This is a genomic window from Paenibacillus sp. J22FR83, from assembly GCF_059691955.1.
In genome coordinates, this window is sequence record NZ_JCAUAM010000004.1 from 388,948 (window position 1) to 404,972 (window position 16,025).

Sequence of the window (16,025 nt, forward strand, 5' to 3'; positions counted from 1 at the left end):
AAATCAATTGCAGGAGGTCAATGGAAATGACAAAGAGAAAGAACACAATGATGCTTGGTGCACTAGCTCTTACTTTAGGTCTTACAGCATGCGGGAATACATCGGGTGACTCAGCCTCCAGCAGCGCCAGCACGAGTAGCCCTAGTACTACAGCAGCAGCTCCTGGCAAGATCGTTAAACTGAAAATGTGGGGAGGCGTTCCGCCAGAATCTGGTCCTCAAGCGGTAGTCGACAATTGGAATGCAAAGAACCCCGACATTCAAGTGGAGTACGAACGTTATGTCAATGATGATGCAGGGAACCTGAAATTAGATACAGCACTACTTACAGGTCAAAGTGTTGATTTATTCGTGAACTATTCAGGCACGGCCTTGAAGAAGCGTGTAGATGCTGGTGTTGCGTTGGATATGAGCAGTTATTCCGATTATAACATTGAACAGAAGATGGGATCGACGGCGAAGGATTGGCAAGTTAATGGTAAATATTACGGTATTCCAACCGTGAAGAGCACCTTCTTCGTCTGGTTTAACAAAGAGATGCTCGATCAGGCTGGGCTCAAAGTGCCGACGTCCTGGTCATGGAAAGAGATGCAGGACTATGCGACGAAGTTGAAGGCGGATAAGCGATTTGGACTTGTTCAGCATTTAGAATCGTTCCCAGATTCGTTAGATTCTGCATTGACTCACGATGGATATACGAAAAAAGATGGCAGTTCAAATCTTGATAATCCATTGGTCGGCACATGGTTAGATACGTTGAATGCCATGATGAAGGACAAGAGCACGCCAATGCTTGGCGAACAGTTGACGACTAAGATGCCTGTCGAAACGATGTTTCTTAAAGGCGAGAGCGCCATGCTGAATGCGGGTTCCTGGATATTCCGGAATTCCAATAACCTGAAAGATAACCCAAGGACATTCAAAATCGCTTTCGCGCCAGTGCCGAGACTAGACAGCAATGAGCAAAATGCGATTGGCCGCGGCGGATTAGGAGATCTCGTTTCGATCAATGCGAAGTCGACGAATAAAGATGCCGCTTGGAAGTTCTTGAAGTGGTATGCAGACGGCGGATTGCTCCCACTTGCTTCCGGAGGACGGATTCCTGCTTCCAAGGATGCGAATGTTGAGGATGCATTGAAGCTCCTGCTTGGTGAGAACGAGAGTACGTATGATATTCCTTCTTTGAAATTTGTACTGTTCGAGAATAAGACGCCTACGTTTACACGTAACCTTCCTCAACAAGTTATGGACCTACGAAGAGAAGAATATGAGAAGTTTTTCTTAGGCAAGCAAGATACCGCAACGACGTTAGCTACAATGGTTAAACGCCATACGGAATATTTGAAAACAACCAAATAATTAGAAAAGCAGGGGGAGTGGCTTCGGCTGGTTCCCCTGTATGCATACTAAGGGAGGTTATCGGATGTGAAGACAAACTGGATGGCCAGACAAAGTCTTACCGGCTACTTATTTATTGCACCAAACATGCTGGGCGTTCTTCTCTTTTTTATCGTACCGGCGATATTCTCTTTCGGCCTCATATTCACGAATTACCAATTTGCCAATCCCAATTATCATTTCGTGGGGATCGATAACTTCAAGCGTCTTCTCCATGATGACTTGTTCTATGTTTCGCTCCGGAATACGGGATTGTACCTACTGTCGGTACCTATTTCCATCATCCTAGCGTTTCTTGTAGCCCTTGTATTGAATAAGCATGTGTTTGCCAAAGGACTGCTGCGAGCCATGTATTTTCTACCTTACATTACAAGTGGTGTGGCTGTCGCTTTCGTATGGATGTTGCTCTTTCAACCTTCGGAAGGCCCGATCAACCAACTGTTAAGAGCGATAGGCATATCCAATCCACCTGGCTGGCTTTCTACAACGGAAACGTCCATGATGGCCATTGATATCATCTGGATCTGGTTCATGCTCGGCTATAATATGATTATTTATTTGGCAGCTTTACAAGAAATTTCGCCTGAGCTGCTTGAAGCTGCTAAAGTCGATGGCGCGAGTGGTTGGGTCAAAATCAAATCTATCATTTTCCCGATCGTCAGTCCGACGACGTTCTTACTGCTCATAACCGGATTAATTATGACGATTAAATCCTTTGGCTTGATCCAAGCGATTACACAAGGTGGTCCTGGGAATAGCACGACAATTCTATCTCTATTCGTCTACAAAAATGCGTTCGGCTATTATGAAATGGGCTACGCTTCTACGATTTCTTGGGTTTTATTCTTAATTATCGCAGCAATTACATTCGTCCAGTGGTTTGGGCAAAAGAAATGGGTTCACTATTAAGGCGAACAATGGAATAGGAGGTAACCTCAATGGCTACTGTGCAATCAGACATTAGGGCAGGTGCAAAAGTTCGAACCAAGAAGCGATTGCCACTAGCAACTCTTGCAAAAGCAGGAACGACACTTATCATGTTTATCCTCGGTCTGGCTATGATTATGCCATTCATATGGATGATCAGTACGTCTTTTAAATCGCCGGCTGAAGTATTCGAATATCCGATCCGCTGGATTCCGTCCCATTTTAATATGGAACATCATATCCGGGTTTGGACAGGCAGTATGGGCTTTGCGACATATTATATGAATTCAATCAAAGTAGCCGTTGTGTGTACAATTGGTGCAACTTTACTTTCGTCATTAGCAGCGTATAGCTTCGCTAGAATTACATTCAAAGGCAGAGATACTTTGTTTCTGATCTACTTGTCGATGATGATGATTCCGCCGCAAGTGTTGTTCGTCCCCAAATTCATTATGTTTGAATGGGTGGGCATCTATAATACGCTTTGGGCACTCATTCTGCCTGGGATGATCTCGATTTTCGGAGTGTTTCTGATGAGACAATTCTTCATCCGAATTCCATCCGAAATCTCGGAATCAGCATTTATGGATGGCGCTGGTCATTATCGTATTTTTCTTCAACTAATGCTTCCTTTAGCGAAGCCTGCCATGGCTACATTAGCTATCATTGATTTCTCGTGGCATTGGAACGATTACGAGAATGCGCTTGTATTTCTGACAGATCGCAAATTATATACAATCCCGTTAGGATTGCAGAATTTCATTATGGAATTTAATGTGGATTACAACGGAATGATGGCCGCTGCGAGTGCGGCAATTCTACCGATGATTATCGTTTTCATGCTAGGGCAGAAGTTCATTATTCAAGGAATATCGAATACAGCTGTGAAGGGATAATCGTATATAACTCATGAAAATAGTAAAAGCCAGTAGACGTGGGACGCGTTTATCTGGCTTTTTGCCCCTTTATAAATTGACATCATTCGCTAAGGGAGATATGATTTTAATGGGTAACACGATGAAACAGGGGTGTGAACGTGTATGCAAAAGCAATTCAAAGTCGCCGCAGGCGTATCCATTGCAGGTTATGTCGTCAGTCTCATTACGTCAAATTTCTTGCCAGAAGCTGTTAATTTATTAGTGCCGGCCTCACTGACATTTGGAACCATACTTGTTTTGCGTCGTTCTGCTAAAGCGATTAAGGGAGCAACAACTCCTGTAACAATAAATGAACCTACAGACAATAGGACGCCTGCTCCGACGACCGTGGTGACTAGTGATAATGAAGGTCAAGCGGAAAGTGATCCTTTCTGGGGACCTGTAGCCGAGTACATCCATGTCATTGAAGAAACGATGATCTCGGAAGGCCAGAAGAATACATTAGATGATGAAATCGTAGAGAAGACACTTAGCTTACTCTCACGTGTGGGTCGATTAATTCCTCAATTGAAAGAGCTAAATGATGCAAATATGAATCATAACATACAACGATTAATTTTTAAGGATCTCAATGGGGCCATTAATCCCTTTCTGAAGTTAGGTGGGGAAGCCAAGCGGTTGAATCGTCGTCTTCTTCTTACAGGCATTAAGGATATTAACTCCAAGCTCACGGACTATGTAGAAACAATCGAGCAAAAAGACTTAATTGAGTTGCAGACTCGGATGGAATTAATTCAACAGCGTTATCGTTCAACAGACTAAGGAGGCATGGTAAACTTGTCAACCCAATTGGTGCAATTGAAATCAACCGATTTGCAGAAAGTAGAGCAAGAAGCCAAACAATTACTTGAGAAAGTTTCGTCGACGGATACGATGGAATTAGAAACCTTAATGGACTCGATTGGACGCATGGGTTCCAAAACGATGGAACAAGCAGGACAATCCCTAGCGATGCTAGAACGTCCAGTGAATGAATTGATGTCAGGCAAGCGCTCAGAGGTCCAAAACAACATTCTGAAGCTGCGCGGCGAGATTGATTCGTTAAGCAAGAGCAAGCAGCTTGGGTTCTTTGAGAAAATGATGAAGAAGACACCGCTTAAGAACTATATTTATAAGTATCAATCTGTCAAAACAAATGTAAATGCCATTGTCCAATCCCTTCGTAATGGGAAAGAAACGCTGGAAGAGAATATGGCGTATATGAAGACGCTGAAGAAAAATTCAATTGAATCCGTCTATAATTTGCAAATGCGAATTGCGATGGGGGAGAATTTGAAGCAACTCTTTGAAGTTGAAATCGCTAAACCGGAGAATGAACACCGTAAAACACATTTAGAGAGAGGACTTCGTAAAGTCGTGACGCGGATCCAGTCCTTTCAAGAGATGGTTATTCTGTATCAACAAGCGATTGCGGGAACAGATATCATTAACGATAATAATGATAAACTAATTGATGCTGTAGATGCGACGATTGATAAAACGCAGAATCTATTAACGGTTTCAGCGATGATCTCGATGGCGATTGAAGATCAAGTTCAAACGATTGAAGCGGTGAATTCCGCGAACTCAACGTTGAATAAAATGTTCGAGGAAAACTCGCGATTGTTGAAAGAAACCACACAACGTACGAACGACTTGCTTGGGAAACCTGGCCTGCAAATGGATTCGATTGAGCGAGGCATGACGGACCTATTCGCCGCCTTGGATTTATTTGAACAGTCGAATCGGACAATCATCCAATCTGCAACAGAACATACGCAACGACTAGGTAACATCAGTCAGCAAATGACGCAGAAGCTTGGTTTAACACCTGGGAATAAAACGACTGCAGAAATAAAAGCCGCTGAGTTTGGCGGGCTATTAGAATAAATGAAATGAATGTAGCTGCCAAGGTCTCATCTTGGCGGCTTTTTTGTGCTTTTCTCATACCGTTTAACCCATGCCATTTCTATCTCCTGACATATGATATTTCATATGTTTGAATAAATGGAGATGAGTAAATGTTCATGCAAATTCAAGAGGAAAAGGTTAAGACACCTCAAATTGATGTGCTAATCCCAGCGATTGAGAAGGACTTGGGGACTCTGCCCCTTGTCATTGACGCGGTCAGGAAATATGTGAAGCATCCCATTGGTGAAATCATCATCGTAGCGCCGTGGAAACAAAGAATTCTCGATCTATGTGAGAGAAAGGGATGTCGTTTCGTTCATGAAGATACGGTTCTCCCTATTACGAAAAAGGACATCCATTATCAATCCAAAACGTGGGATCGGACAGGATGGCTATATCAACAATTGCTTAAATTGAATGGAGATACCCTCTGTACATCCCAATATTATATGGTTATTGATGCGGATACCGTGCTCATACGACCTCATGTTTTCAAAGTTGGCGATAAGACCGTTTTCTATTGTCGGAATTGGAGTCAAGGCGAATATTTCAATACGTACAGAAAATTGATGGGTAAACATCGATCTGCTCGCTTGTCTTTCGTGACCCATTACATGCTATTCGAGAGGTCTAAAGTCAAGCAGTTGAAACAAACCATTGAGTCCAAGCATAAGAGCTCCTGGTATGCCGCCATTATGAAAAGCATGAATAGATCGAAACAGTTTGCTTTCTCAGAATTCGAAACGTATGGGAATTTTCTGTATGCGTCATCCGCACATAAGATGATATTGAAGCCTGCTTTGAATAAGAGCTTGCATCTGAACAATACCCAAATCACATCCTCTAGAATGTCTTCCTTGGCCAAAAGGTACCGATCCATTTCCTTGCATAAACGCAAGGGATATGTGAAAGCGGCTAGGTTGGTGAGACCTTGAAGTCCTACGTTGTTGTCTGGAAGGGACCTATACACAAAGCGAGTGGTCTTGGCCATGCGAGTAGAACCTATGCGGCTTCTCTGAGGAGGAAAGGCGTTGATGTAAGACTTGGCCATTTGCGAATGGGTAAGCAACCTTCCATCGGCAAAAGAGTGCTTATTTATCACGATGTTCCGAGCCATATGCAATGGCATAGCGAACGCAATGCCTATGATGCCATTATTCTAAATACGGTTTGGGAAACAAGTAGAACGCCGAGTGAGTGGCTGTCACATATGAACAAATTTGATGCCATCTGTGTACCCACACATCATAATAAGCGGGCGCTGTTGAATAGCGGGGTAACCGTGCCGATCTACATTGTACCGCATGGTGTAGATACGAAGGTATTTCATCCCAATAATCAGAAGTTCGTACTTCCGCGTGCTGCGGGTAAATTCACATTCGTGTCGGTATTTGGCTTTCAACATCGTAAGAACCCAGAAGGCTTGCTGCGCGCTTACTGGGAAGAGTTTTCCTCCAAAGATAACGTTATCCTTGTGATTAAAACAAATGGCTATGAGTCTTATGAGACTGAAAGTTGGATTCAAAGTCAAATCTGGCAATACAAAAAAAGATTGGGAATAAACAAGGATACAGCACCCCTTGTCATTATTGGCAAACGATTAAGTACAAGGCAAATGAGAGGGCTATACACCCTTGGAGATGCTTTCGTTCTTCCAACGCGCGGCGAGGGAGTAGGGCTCCCTTTCCTAGAAGCGTTGGCCAGCGGCATCCCCGTCATCACGACTGCTTGGGGTGGACATATGGATTTTCTAACACACAATAACTCTTTTCTCGTTCCCTATCACCTCAAGAATCCGTCCATAAGTATGAATAGTTCCCATGCCATTTCCCGCTCATTCAGCTATTTGTTTGCCGAGAAAGGACAACTGTGGGCAGAACCCGATCATCATAGTCTACGAATGAACATGAGGAAAGCTTACGAGAATCCCACATTATGTAAGCGCAAAGGCAGACGAGGAAGATTAGATGTTCTTCGTTTAACATGGTCACGTGCAGGGATGTTGATGAAGTATGTGGTTGAAAAAAGCATTAGAACGAAGAAATCACAGTAATGCATAAGGGTGATGTCTCCCAGGAAAGGAGGACTTGGCTTGCGTATTGTACTTTTGTGTGGGGGATCAGGTAAAAGGCTATGGCCTTTATCCAATGAGATTCGCTCCAAGGTGTTTCTGAAGCTTTTGAAATCGCATAACGGTGTTCGAGAATCGATGATTGAACGAATATGCAGACAATTGGATGAGGTAGGATTACTTCAATCCACCATTATCGTTACGCATCATAGTCAAGTAGAGATCACTCGTATGTATGTTGGCGAACACATCCCGATCATAAGTGAACCCTATAAACGTGGAACGTATGCAGCTATCGCTTTAGCTATCACCTATTTGCACGAGCGAATGCTAGTTGATTCAAACGAAACGATATGTATCCTCCCAGTGGACACTTATGCCGATTCTTCATTTTTCCAGTTGCTTCATCACTTTCCCGAGATTCTGACACGGTCCAAAGCTGATCTTGCACTTCTCGGAACGAATCCGACAACACCCTCTGATCAATTCGGCTATATCGTTCCCGTACTTCCTGAAGAAAACGAAGAATTTGCATGTATCCATCACTTTATCGAAAAGCCCAATGAGCATGCAGCGCTTCAATTAATACATCAACATGCCCTATGGAACTGCGGTGTATTCGCTTTTCCACTAGCATTTATGCTGAATTACCTGAAGAGTAAAGCGGAGCCGCTACATGTCGACACCTGGCTGACTTCTTATGAACATCTGGCTAATAAAAGCTTCGATCGTGAAGTAGTTGAGCTTAATCATCATGCTGTTGTTGTGCGGTACGAAGGCTTATGGCAGGATGTTGGCACATGGAAGGCACTAGCCCCTCATTGCGAACAGCGTGTAATTGGCACAGGAAGAATCTCGGATGATTCCGTAGATACGCATCTTATAAATGAACTTCCTATTCCCATAGTAGTCATTGGTGCATCAGATCTCATTGTCGCCGCAAGCCCGGATGGTATTCTGATTTCACATAAGGAGAAAGCCCATCAGATTAAAGAAAGCCTTTCACAAATCAGCCCATTTCCCATGTATGGGGAGAAAAGATGGGGTTCCTATCATATCGTGAGATGTTGGAAGATAGACGAGCAGGGGAATGAAGGCATGATGAAAATTGTGCAACTCCATCCTGGGAAGATGACCAGTTATCACCTCCATGAGAATCGGCATGAAAGTATAACGATTCTTTCAGGCATGGGGGAAGTTCTAATCGAGGACAAACTATATAAACTAACAGCAGGAGATGTGATTCGAATTCCAGCCGAAATGAAGCATGGGATCAAAGCGATTACGCATCTAGAATTTATGGAAGTCATAGTTGGGAAAGATCTGTCAGAGGAAGATCGTATCCGGTTTGCAGAAATATGGTAGCGGAGAATACAAAAACGCCATTCTGATGTGACTCAGGTTGGCGTTTTTGTTTGTTAAACCTAGGAGAATTGAGAATACTGGACTAATCGTTCCTGAAATAGTATACTGATCCTACTGAGAAGGGGAGATAAACATGGGACGTGTTAAAGAGTTTGACAAGGAGCAAGTACTCCATAAGGCGATGTTAGTATTTTGGGAAAAAGGTTATGATGCAACAAGTATACCTGATTTGTTGGCAACGATGGGATTAAGCAGATCAAGTTTATACGAAACTTTCGTGGATAAACAAACGCTATTTATGGAGGCAATAGACCAATACAAGAAATTCAGACAAAGCAAACGAAATCTCTTAATTCATGCGCCTTCTGCGAAAGTTGGAATTCGCCAGTATTTTGACCTTCATATTGCTTCTGCATTTGATGAAAATACGCCAAAAGGATGCTTAATTACAAACGCAACGATTGGTTTGGAATCACTGGATGAACAACTTCATAAATTAATCCTGGACGGTTTTGAGGGATTGGAGCAGGCTTTTTTTGAGCTATTAAGTAAAGGACAGCAGACGGGAGAAATTGACCCCAAGAAAGATATCAAGGTACTAGCACACCTATTACTTAACCTTAATCATAGTATTACTGTAGTATCCAAGGTGAAAAACGACAAAGAACTCATGTATAGCATGATCGACACCGTTATTGAGATGATATAATCATATTTTTTTTAACATTATTGGAACGATCGTTCCCGAAAAAATCTGAAGGAGTACTACTATGAGTTCAATTGAAAATCAGAAAAATAATAATCCTGTTTCGGCGTGGATCATACTCATTTTGGCTGTGGCTTGCGGGGTAATTGCCGCAAATCTCTATTATGCGCAGCCGTTAGTAGGACCAATTAGTTCAGCACTTGGAATATCTACTGGTGCAGCTGGCCTAATCGTCACACTGACTCAAATTGGTTACGGTATCGGGTTGTTATTCATCGTACCCTTAGGAGATATATTTGAAAACCGAAAACTTGTTGTTTCGTTATTGCTCTTCACCGCATTTGTTTTGATGATGGCTGCAGTTGTAAAAAGTGCTGCTCTGTTTCTTACAGTTTCATTGTTTATTGGGCTGGGATCCGTCGCGGCACAGGTATTAGTCCCGTATGCGGCTCATCTGTCGCCTGATGCCACCCGTGGCCGTAATGTGGGGAATGTCATGAGCGGATTATTACTGGGTATTATGCTTGCACGTCCCATTTCAAGCATAGTGACAGAGTTTATGGGGTGGCGCACCGTATTTATTTTATCTGGTGCAACGATCTTTGTTCTAGCTTTAGTATTAGCAAAGGCACTTCCTGCAAGGCAGCCGCTGACAAACGTACAATACCCAAAACTTCTAGTTTCAATGTTACATTTATTTAAAACGACTCCGATCTTGCGCCGAAGGGCGATCTATCATGCCTGTTTGTTTGGTACTTTTAGTTTGTTCTGGACAACTGTTCCTTTGTTATTGACTAGTTCGGCTTTTCATTTTTCACAAAAAGAAGTTGCGTTGTTTGCATTGGTTGGGGTATCTGGCGCGGCAGTTGCACCTGTGGCAGGCCGTCATGCGGACAGAGGTTTGAGTCGTTCTGCTACAGGATTAGCCGTAGCGATAGTGATTGTTTCTCAATTACTGCCCCTCATATTCCAAAACGGTTCGACACTCGCATTAGCATCACTTGTAGTTGCAGCTATTCTTTTAGACATGGGAGTTTCAGCAAATTTGGTCCTTGGGCAGCGTGCTATTTTCTCATTAGGAGCTGAGTTTCGAAGCAGGTTGAACGGTATATTCATGGCTATTTTCTTTGCTGGTGGAGCTATTGGTTCAGCGACAGGCGGATGGGCATACGCCATGGGTGGCTGGAAAGCAGCAATATTGATTGGTATAGCTTTACCGACGATTGCGATGATTTATTATACGACAGAAAGGAAGCAAGGGATGTAGAGTTAAAATATGAAAGCTCAAGCCGATGTAGGCTTGGGCTTTTTTCTTTTGGCCGTTCCGAGCATGCCCAACTCACAAGCATTACGTTGTTACATCGCATATGGTGTAACCATGAAAGGAGTGACAGAATGGATGGAAATTACAATTGCAGCAGTCGGAGATTTATTGATGAAAAAGGAGATGATAGCCGCGGCGGCACGGGAAGGTGGATTTGCCCCTATTTTTTCAAAAGTAAAACCTTATCTTCGGGGAGCCGATTTAACAATAGGTAATCTAGAGACGACCTTCTCTGGCAAAAATTTCCGCGGTGAGTCAGGAAAATTGTTGTTCAATTCCCCAGACAAATTCGCTGCTACGCTGCGAGATTTGGGTTTCGATGTTGTAGGTACAGCTAATAACCATTGTATGGATGGGAAACGATCCGGTTTGGTGCGGACGTTAAATGTCCTTGATCAGCAAGGTCTGCGACATACGGGTACGTATCGCTCTGCCAGTGAAGCTAGCGAGAAACTGATTGTTAACGTAAAAGGAATAAATATTGGTATATTGGCTTATACGAAAGGAACGAACGGGATTCCAGTCCCGGAGCCGTGGTTAGTCAATCGGCTCTATCAGAAAAAAATAATAGCGGACGTACGCAGCTTGAAAAGTAGAACAGATTTTATTATCGCCTGCCTACATTTCGGAAAAGAATTTCGTACCTATCCCGACCGCAGCCAAATTCAACTCATGCAGGTATTGTTCAATCATGGTGTGAACGTCGTACTGGGAGCGCATCCCCATGTCCTGCATCCGATAAGAATGTTTAAAGCGAAGGACATCGACGGACTCATTAGAAATCGTATAGCAGCGTCTTCTCTAGGAAATTTTGTATCCACTGAACTTCCCAAGCATAGAGCTAGACTGCGAGGAACAATCTTGATGTTAACCGTATCGAAAGATGAAAATGGCATAACGGATGTGACGAAGATATCCAATGTGCCAACCCGCATTTTGCAAAACGTTGGTAAGAGAAAAGTATTTCGGGTAGTGCCAGGTTAAGAATAACGTTGTGGAGTCCAAACAATCAATCGCTGTTTTTCATACTACTAGAAGGTATGGATTCTGCTCATTGGGGTGAAGGTGTGGTGTACTGGAATAATAAGTTAGGCAAATATAAAGTATTATTAACGAACGAGGAACTAGCTCTTCATCTGCCACCAACAGCCCTTGCAACCAAAGCAAACGTGGAAGGGATGCTGGAAAAATATCACGTCGTCTATCTAAAACCGAGTAATGGCACTGGAGGGCATGGCATATTTAAAATGTCTCGTACAGATGCCCAATATCGGTTGGAGAACGGCACGCGGCTTCGTTCGTTCACGACCTTTAAGGGAACGTATGCTGCTTTCCAGAAAGCAAAAAGGAAGAAAGTCTACTTGGTGCAGAAGGGCATCCCTTTACTCCGCTATAAGGGACTTCCGTTCGATCTGCGAATTATGGTACAGAGAAACCGGCAACGTAATTGGGAGGTAACTGGAATCGTGGGACGATTAGCTTTGCCTAATAAGATCGTGACCAATTATCATAGCGGGGGAAGACCGATGCCGGCCGGTAAGTTACTTGCCCCTTTTATGACGAAAGAGGAGCAGGTTTCCTATATGGAATCGCTAAAGGAACTAGGTATTAAGATCAGTAAACACATGAGTGGAGTTTTTCTGAAATTTATGTCGTATGGGGTTGATATTGGCCTTGATAAAGAGATGAAGCCTTGGATCATAGAGGTGAATACACAGCCTGATAAATACATTTTTAATGCCCTTTCCGATAAGCGGATGTTTCGCAAAATCATACGTTACGAAAAATTTACAAAATTAAGTAGAAGATAAAAAACCAGTTCCCAAATACAGTGTCAAGCGTGCAGCCAGGAGACTTTCGATCCTTGGCTGCTGCTATTTAATTTTAGAGTTTATTTATCTAGAGAGTGTAAGGTATGCTTATACAATAAAGTCTGAAAGAAGGAAGTGCTCAGGTGCAAGCAGATGTGATCTCCGCTCTATTAGAAATAGCCGATTTGAACATTCTCACATTTGATAGCCATAACCGAGTGGAGATGAACTATCGCAATCGTACTCTGGAACAATTTTACATGATGACCTATATAAGAAAAGGTTCTGCCAAGTTAAAAGTGGAGGACAAAGTCTACCATCTGAAGCCGGGAACGGTTATTTTTATCCCGCCTCATCTTAAGCATGATCAATATAAAGATAGTGATGAGGAAACGGAATTCTTATGGTGGCACTTTACGTATACCATTCATCATGTGGTCGATGTTCTACCATTTCTTCAGATCCCCTACATATACTCACTAAAAAATCATATCAAATTTGAGGATGTTTTTGATGAACTCATGCTATCCATGTCCAGGGTAGGTTATTTGCCTAATGTCATTTTACAAAAGGCAAAGTCGCTGGAATTACTATATTTACTGTTGGATAATGCCTTGGGAAGCGTCAGGCCAGCCATCGAGAGTCAGCCTTCTCACAATTTCTTATCCATCTTGCTGAAAATTGTAAATCAACCGGAAGCGTCATTTACACTTGCCGAATTGGCTGCCGAACTGCACATGAATCCAACCTATGTCAGCAATCATTTCAAAGCCATCTTCGGCAAATCCCCAATTCTTCTTCACCGGGAAATTAAAATTGCAAAAGCCAAGTCACTGCTCGAAATGCGAGAAATGACGATTACGGAAATCAGCGAAATGTTGAATTTTAACGACATTCAAACCTTTACGAGACTTTTCAAAAAATACTCAGGTATTTCCCCTCGACAATACAAAGAGCTATTTAATAGAATGCATTAAATAGGTTGAACCTGTATAAGTGTTAAATTTCAGCAAATTATTGCTCTGTTTTCCAAAGGCGTACCGCTCTACACTTATCTCAAGGGATAAAGTTCCCATCTAAGGAGGTAATGGTAATGGAAACAGTCAGCGTTGTTTTTACTGAAAAGCAAAAAGTGGAGGTCATTAAGCAATCTTTTGATGCTACTCTCAGTGAGACAGAAATACTGTGTGCATCGATCACCTCGTTGATTAGCACAGGAACAGAACTTCAGTGCCTAAGAGGTGTCTTTGATCCGGACACCAATTGGTCAAGCTGGGTGCAATATCCGTTTCATCCCGGCTATTCCATGGTGGCAGAAGTGATAGAAGTAGGGGCGAGTGTACAGCATCTTCAGAGAGGAGATCGTGTCTTTGTTGAAAACGCTCACACGCAATTCTTCAAAGCGGATGCATCTCGTGCTGTACTTCTGCCAAATGAGATTAGTTCTGAACAAGGCGCATGGATTAATTTGTCCAAAACAACACAGCTTGGCGCGAGAAGAGCGGAGCTGTTTCTGGGGGAAACGGTTGGCGTGATAGGTCTTGGATTGCTTGGCCAACTGGTGACACAATATATGTATCTGTCCGGTGCCAAAGAAATCTATGCCATGGATCCAGCGGAGAGCCGCGTTCAGCTTGTACAAGATCGGCCAGGCATTCACAAACTTGCGATGGACGCAGGTACAGCCAAAGCGCAAATTACAGAGGGGACGAAAGGCAAGATGCTAGATGTTGTCTTCGATATTACGGGGCATCCAGCTGTACTAGCACAAGCTACTCAACTAGTTAAACCGCTGGGGCGCGTTATTTTATTGGGAGATACGGCAACGCCATCCATCCAGGGGATGGGGCGCAATGTCGTGTCCAACTCCGTCTCCATCCAAGGCATACATGCACTAATGGATTATAAAGGATGGCAGCATCCGGAAATGGCGGATTTGTTCCTAACTTATCTCATGCAAGGAAGAATGGATGTCAAGCCTTTAATCACTCACCGCTTCTCTCCACTGGATGCTCCGCAGGCATACGATTTACTGGTTCACAATCGAAGTTCGGCGATGGGTGTTCTTTTTGATTGGACTAGGCTTGGGAAAGAAAGCTGAGGGTGAGTGTAACCTATATCGAGGAGAAGAACCGCCTCTTTGAAGAGGCGGTTGTTTTCATGATATGTTCTCTTATTTTTTGCTAATTTGTTCCGCTAAACCGACTAAAATGCCTTCATCTCCACGAATGTAGCAGAGCCTGTACGAGTTCTCATACTGAACCACTTCGCCAACGAGCTGAGCACCACGCTTCATGAGTCTGGCTACCAATTCGTCAATGTCCGAAACAGCGAACATAATGCGTAGATAACCGAGGGAATTTACAGGAGCCGTTCGGTGATCTGAAATTGTAGGAGGGTTAAGAAATCGCGAGAGTTCAATTCGACTTTGGCCATCTGGGGTAACCATCATAGCAATCTCTACATTCTGTGAGCCTAGCCCCGTTACGCGACCAGCCCATTCACCTTCAATAGTAGCTCGCCCTTCGAGCTTCAAGCCAATCTCCTCGAAGAAAGAGATTGCGTTATCAAGAGATTCTACAACGATGCCTACATTATCCATGCGCAGTACTTTGTTTTTATCCATAGTTGGATCTCCTTATATCTACAAAATGAGTATCTGATCATCTTGTAGATATTCTATCAAGAATTACTATCTCCTTCCAAGCATCTGACATTCTATTCGCAATTATAGAACATTTGTTTCCGCCTCAGAAGCACTGCCACGATTCAGGTGCTATGCCGATTATGAAGGGATCATTAGTGAATGCCTCGTTTCTTGGGGAATCGATGATGATTATGATGTATTGCTAAGCCGGAAAAGCTGCTCAAACCGCTACTCTTGTCCATTTGCATTCCATCGTTGCTCGCAATTATTGCGACAATGATGGTTATTTCAACTTTTGGGATATTAGATTACGCGAACATCGTCTGGACTGCCTACATTTTTTCTATTTTCATCGTAGGACTTCCCTTGGTTATTCTATTAGTAAGTCATATTAGAGGAAGATATGTACAAGGGGGGTGAATCCCAAACCATGAGATTGTCCCACAGTGGATTCGGTATTAGATGTATAAACTACAGTTGCGTGCCTAGCTAAGCTAGGTACATCTAACCGATGAAAGTTCGGTCGGGGTAAGGACCAAGCCGCCCCGTAGCTAGCAGACAGACATTGGCGAAATCCAATGGCTGAAGCTCTGTGAAAAGCGTAATTTTTTTTTACGGGAAGCAAATCTACAGGCTGTAACGTCACGTGAATTCTGCCGCATCGTCAAGATTACCCGAAAGGGAACAAGAGAGAGCCGAGCCCCGAGCTGTAGGGCGAAGGCCATGGAATGTGTGGAGACCTTGGAAACCACAACACAGAAGAACTCTCCGGTGTATGGGGATCTGCATGTAGATAGAGATGTATCTGGAACTAGGGAGACCCTCCCCTGCACGGGAGAAAAAAAACCGTAGACAACAAACCTATAAGCTAAAAAGTGAAGTGGAGCGTTGCAGGAAGGGAGTCGGAGGGGGTCATAGTACCAATGAAACAAGGACAACACAACCTTGT

Annotated in this window: 15 protein-coding genes; 14 read left to right on the top strand and 1 reads right to left on the bottom strand. The window is 43.3% G+C overall.

Annotation, left to right across the window (positions count from 1 at the left end):
* Positions 1-26: 26 nt before the first annotated feature.
* The 14 genes from AC58PV_RS10220 (at position 27) to AC58PV_RS10285 (ending at position 14,530) form a co-directional block, all read left to right on the top strand.
* Positions 27-1,358, top strand: coding sequence for an ABC transporter substrate-binding protein (locus AC58PV_RS10220; protein WP_497432142.1), 1,332 nt, complete (start codon positions 27-29; stop codon positions 1,356-1,358).
* Between the two features lie 66 nt (positions 1,359-1,424).
* The gene (locus AC58PV_RS10225; protein WP_497432143.1) at positions 1,425-2,306 is read left to right on the top strand and encodes a carbohydrate ABC transporter permease; all 882 of its coding nucleotides are present in this window, start codon (positions 1,425-1,427) and stop codon (positions 2,304-2,306) included.
* 29 nt (positions 2,307-2,335) lie between these two features.
* A complete protein-coding gene (locus tag AC58PV_RS10230; RefSeq protein ID WP_497432144.1) occupies positions 2,336-3,220 on the top strand; it encodes a carbohydrate ABC transporter permease in 885 nt (294 codons plus the stop codon).
* Positions 3,221-3,364: 144 nt separating this feature from the next.
* A complete protein-coding gene (locus AC58PV_RS10235) occupies positions 3,365-4,024 on the top strand; it encodes a hypothetical protein (RefSeq protein WP_497432145.1) in 660 nt (219 codons plus the stop codon).
* Between the two features lie 6 nt (positions 4,025-4,030).
* Positions 4,031-5,131: a toxic anion resistance protein gene (locus tag AC58PV_RS10240; protein WP_497432146.1), complete on the top strand. Its 1,101-nt coding sequence runs from the start codon at positions 4,031-4,033 to the stop codon at positions 5,129-5,131.
* A gap of 131 nt (positions 5,132-5,262) precedes the next feature.
* Positions 5,263-6,087, top strand: a complete 825-nt coding sequence (locus AC58PV_RS10245) for a DUF6492 family protein (protein ID WP_497432147.1) — start codon at positions 5,263-5,265, stop codon at positions 6,085-6,087.
* Positions 6,084-7,205, top strand: a complete 1,122-nt coding sequence (locus AC58PV_RS10250) for a glycosyltransferase family 4 protein (RefSeq protein ID WP_497432148.1) — start codon at positions 6,084-6,086, stop codon at positions 7,203-7,205. Before AC58PV_RS10245 ends, AC58PV_RS10250 begins: the two co-directional genes overlap by 4 nt.
* 39 nt (positions 7,206-7,244) lie before the next feature.
* Entirely contained in the window at positions 7,245-8,588 is a 1,344-nt protein-coding gene (locus tag AC58PV_RS10255) for a sugar phosphate nucleotidyltransferase (protein ID WP_497432149.1), read from the top strand.
* Between the two features lie 133 nt (positions 8,589-8,721).
* The gene (locus AC58PV_RS10260; RefSeq protein WP_497432150.1) at positions 8,722-9,297 is read left to right on the top strand and encodes a TetR/AcrR family transcriptional regulator; all 576 of its coding nucleotides are present in this window, start codon (positions 8,722-8,724) and stop codon (positions 9,295-9,297) included.
* A 61-nt stretch (positions 9,298-9,358) separates the two neighbouring features.
* Positions 9,359-10,561 (top strand): MFS transporter, encoded by a 1,203-nt coding sequence (locus tag AC58PV_RS10265; protein ID WP_497432151.1) that lies wholly within the window; start codon positions 9,359-9,361, stop codon positions 10,559-10,561.
* A gap of 9 nt (positions 10,562-10,570) precedes the next feature.
* Positions 10,571-11,602 (top strand): CapA family protein, encoded by a 1,032-nt coding sequence (locus tag AC58PV_RS10270; protein WP_497432152.1) that lies wholly within the window; start codon positions 10,571-10,573, stop codon positions 11,600-11,602.
* An 8-nt stretch (positions 11,603-11,610) separates the two neighbouring features.
* Positions 11,611-12,429 (top strand): YheC/YheD family protein, encoded by an 819-nt coding sequence (locus tag AC58PV_RS10275; RefSeq protein WP_497432153.1) that lies wholly within the window; start codon positions 11,611-11,613, stop codon positions 12,427-12,429.
* 143 nt (positions 12,430-12,572) lie between these two features.
* Positions 12,573-13,406, top strand: coding sequence for an AraC family transcriptional regulator (locus tag AC58PV_RS10280; RefSeq protein ID WP_497432154.1), 834 nt, complete (start codon positions 12,573-12,575; stop codon positions 13,404-13,406).
* A gap of 116 nt (positions 13,407-13,522) precedes the next feature.
* On the top strand, positions 13,523-14,530 hold the full coding sequence (locus AC58PV_RS10285; protein ID WP_497432155.1) for a zinc-dependent alcohol dehydrogenase: 1,008 nt from the start codon (positions 13,523-13,525) through the stop codon (positions 14,528-14,530).
* Positions 14,531-14,602: 72 nt separating this feature from the next.
* Here the strand turns inward: AC58PV_RS10285 and AC58PV_RS10290 are convergent, their stop codons facing one another.
* Positions 14,603-15,055, bottom strand: coding sequence for a VOC family protein (locus AC58PV_RS10290; RefSeq protein ID WP_497432156.1), 453 nt, complete (start codon positions 15,053-15,055; stop codon positions 14,603-14,605).
* Positions 15,056-16,025: the final 970 nt, after the last annotated feature.

Excerpts from the sequence above, each read along its gene's own strand:
- AC58PV_RS10220 (WP_497432142.1), top strand. The coding sequence starts at position 27 with ATGACAAAGAGAAAGAACACAATGATGCTTGGTGCACTAGCTCTTACT.
- AC58PV_RS10230 (WP_497432144.1), top strand. The coding sequence starts at position 2,336 with ATGGCTACTGTGCAATCAGACATTAGGGCAGGTGCAAAAGTTCGAACC.
- AC58PV_RS10235 (WP_497432145.1), top strand. The coding sequence starts at position 3,365 with ATGCAAAAGCAATTCAAAGTCGCCGCAGGCGTATCCATTGCAGGTTAT.
- AC58PV_RS10240 (WP_497432146.1), top strand. The coding sequence starts at position 4,031 with ATGGTAAACTTGTCAACCCAATTGGTGCAATTGAAATCAACCGATTTG.
- AC58PV_RS10245 (WP_497432147.1), top strand. The coding sequence starts at position 5,263 with ATGTTCATGCAAATTCAAGAGGAAAAGGTTAAGACACCTCAAATTGAT.
- AC58PV_RS10260 (WP_497432150.1), top strand. The coding sequence starts at position 8,722 with ATGGGACGTGTTAAAGAGTTTGACAAGGAGCAAGTACTCCATAAGGCG.
- AC58PV_RS10265 (WP_497432151.1), top strand. The coding sequence starts at position 9,359 with ATGAGTTCAATTGAAAATCAGAAAAATAATAATCCTGTTTCGGCGTGG.
- AC58PV_RS10270 (WP_497432152.1), top strand. The coding sequence starts at position 10,571 with ATGAAAGCTCAAGCCGATGTAGGCTTGGGCTTTTTTCTTTTGGCCGTT.
- AC58PV_RS10285 (WP_497432155.1), top strand. The coding sequence starts at position 13,523 with ATGGAAACAGTCAGCGTTGTTTTTACTGAAAAGCAAAAAGTGGAGGTC.
- AC58PV_RS10290 (WP_497432156.1), bottom strand. The coding sequence starts at position 15,055 with ATGGATAAAAACAAAGTACTGCGCATGGATAATGTAGGCATCGTTGTA.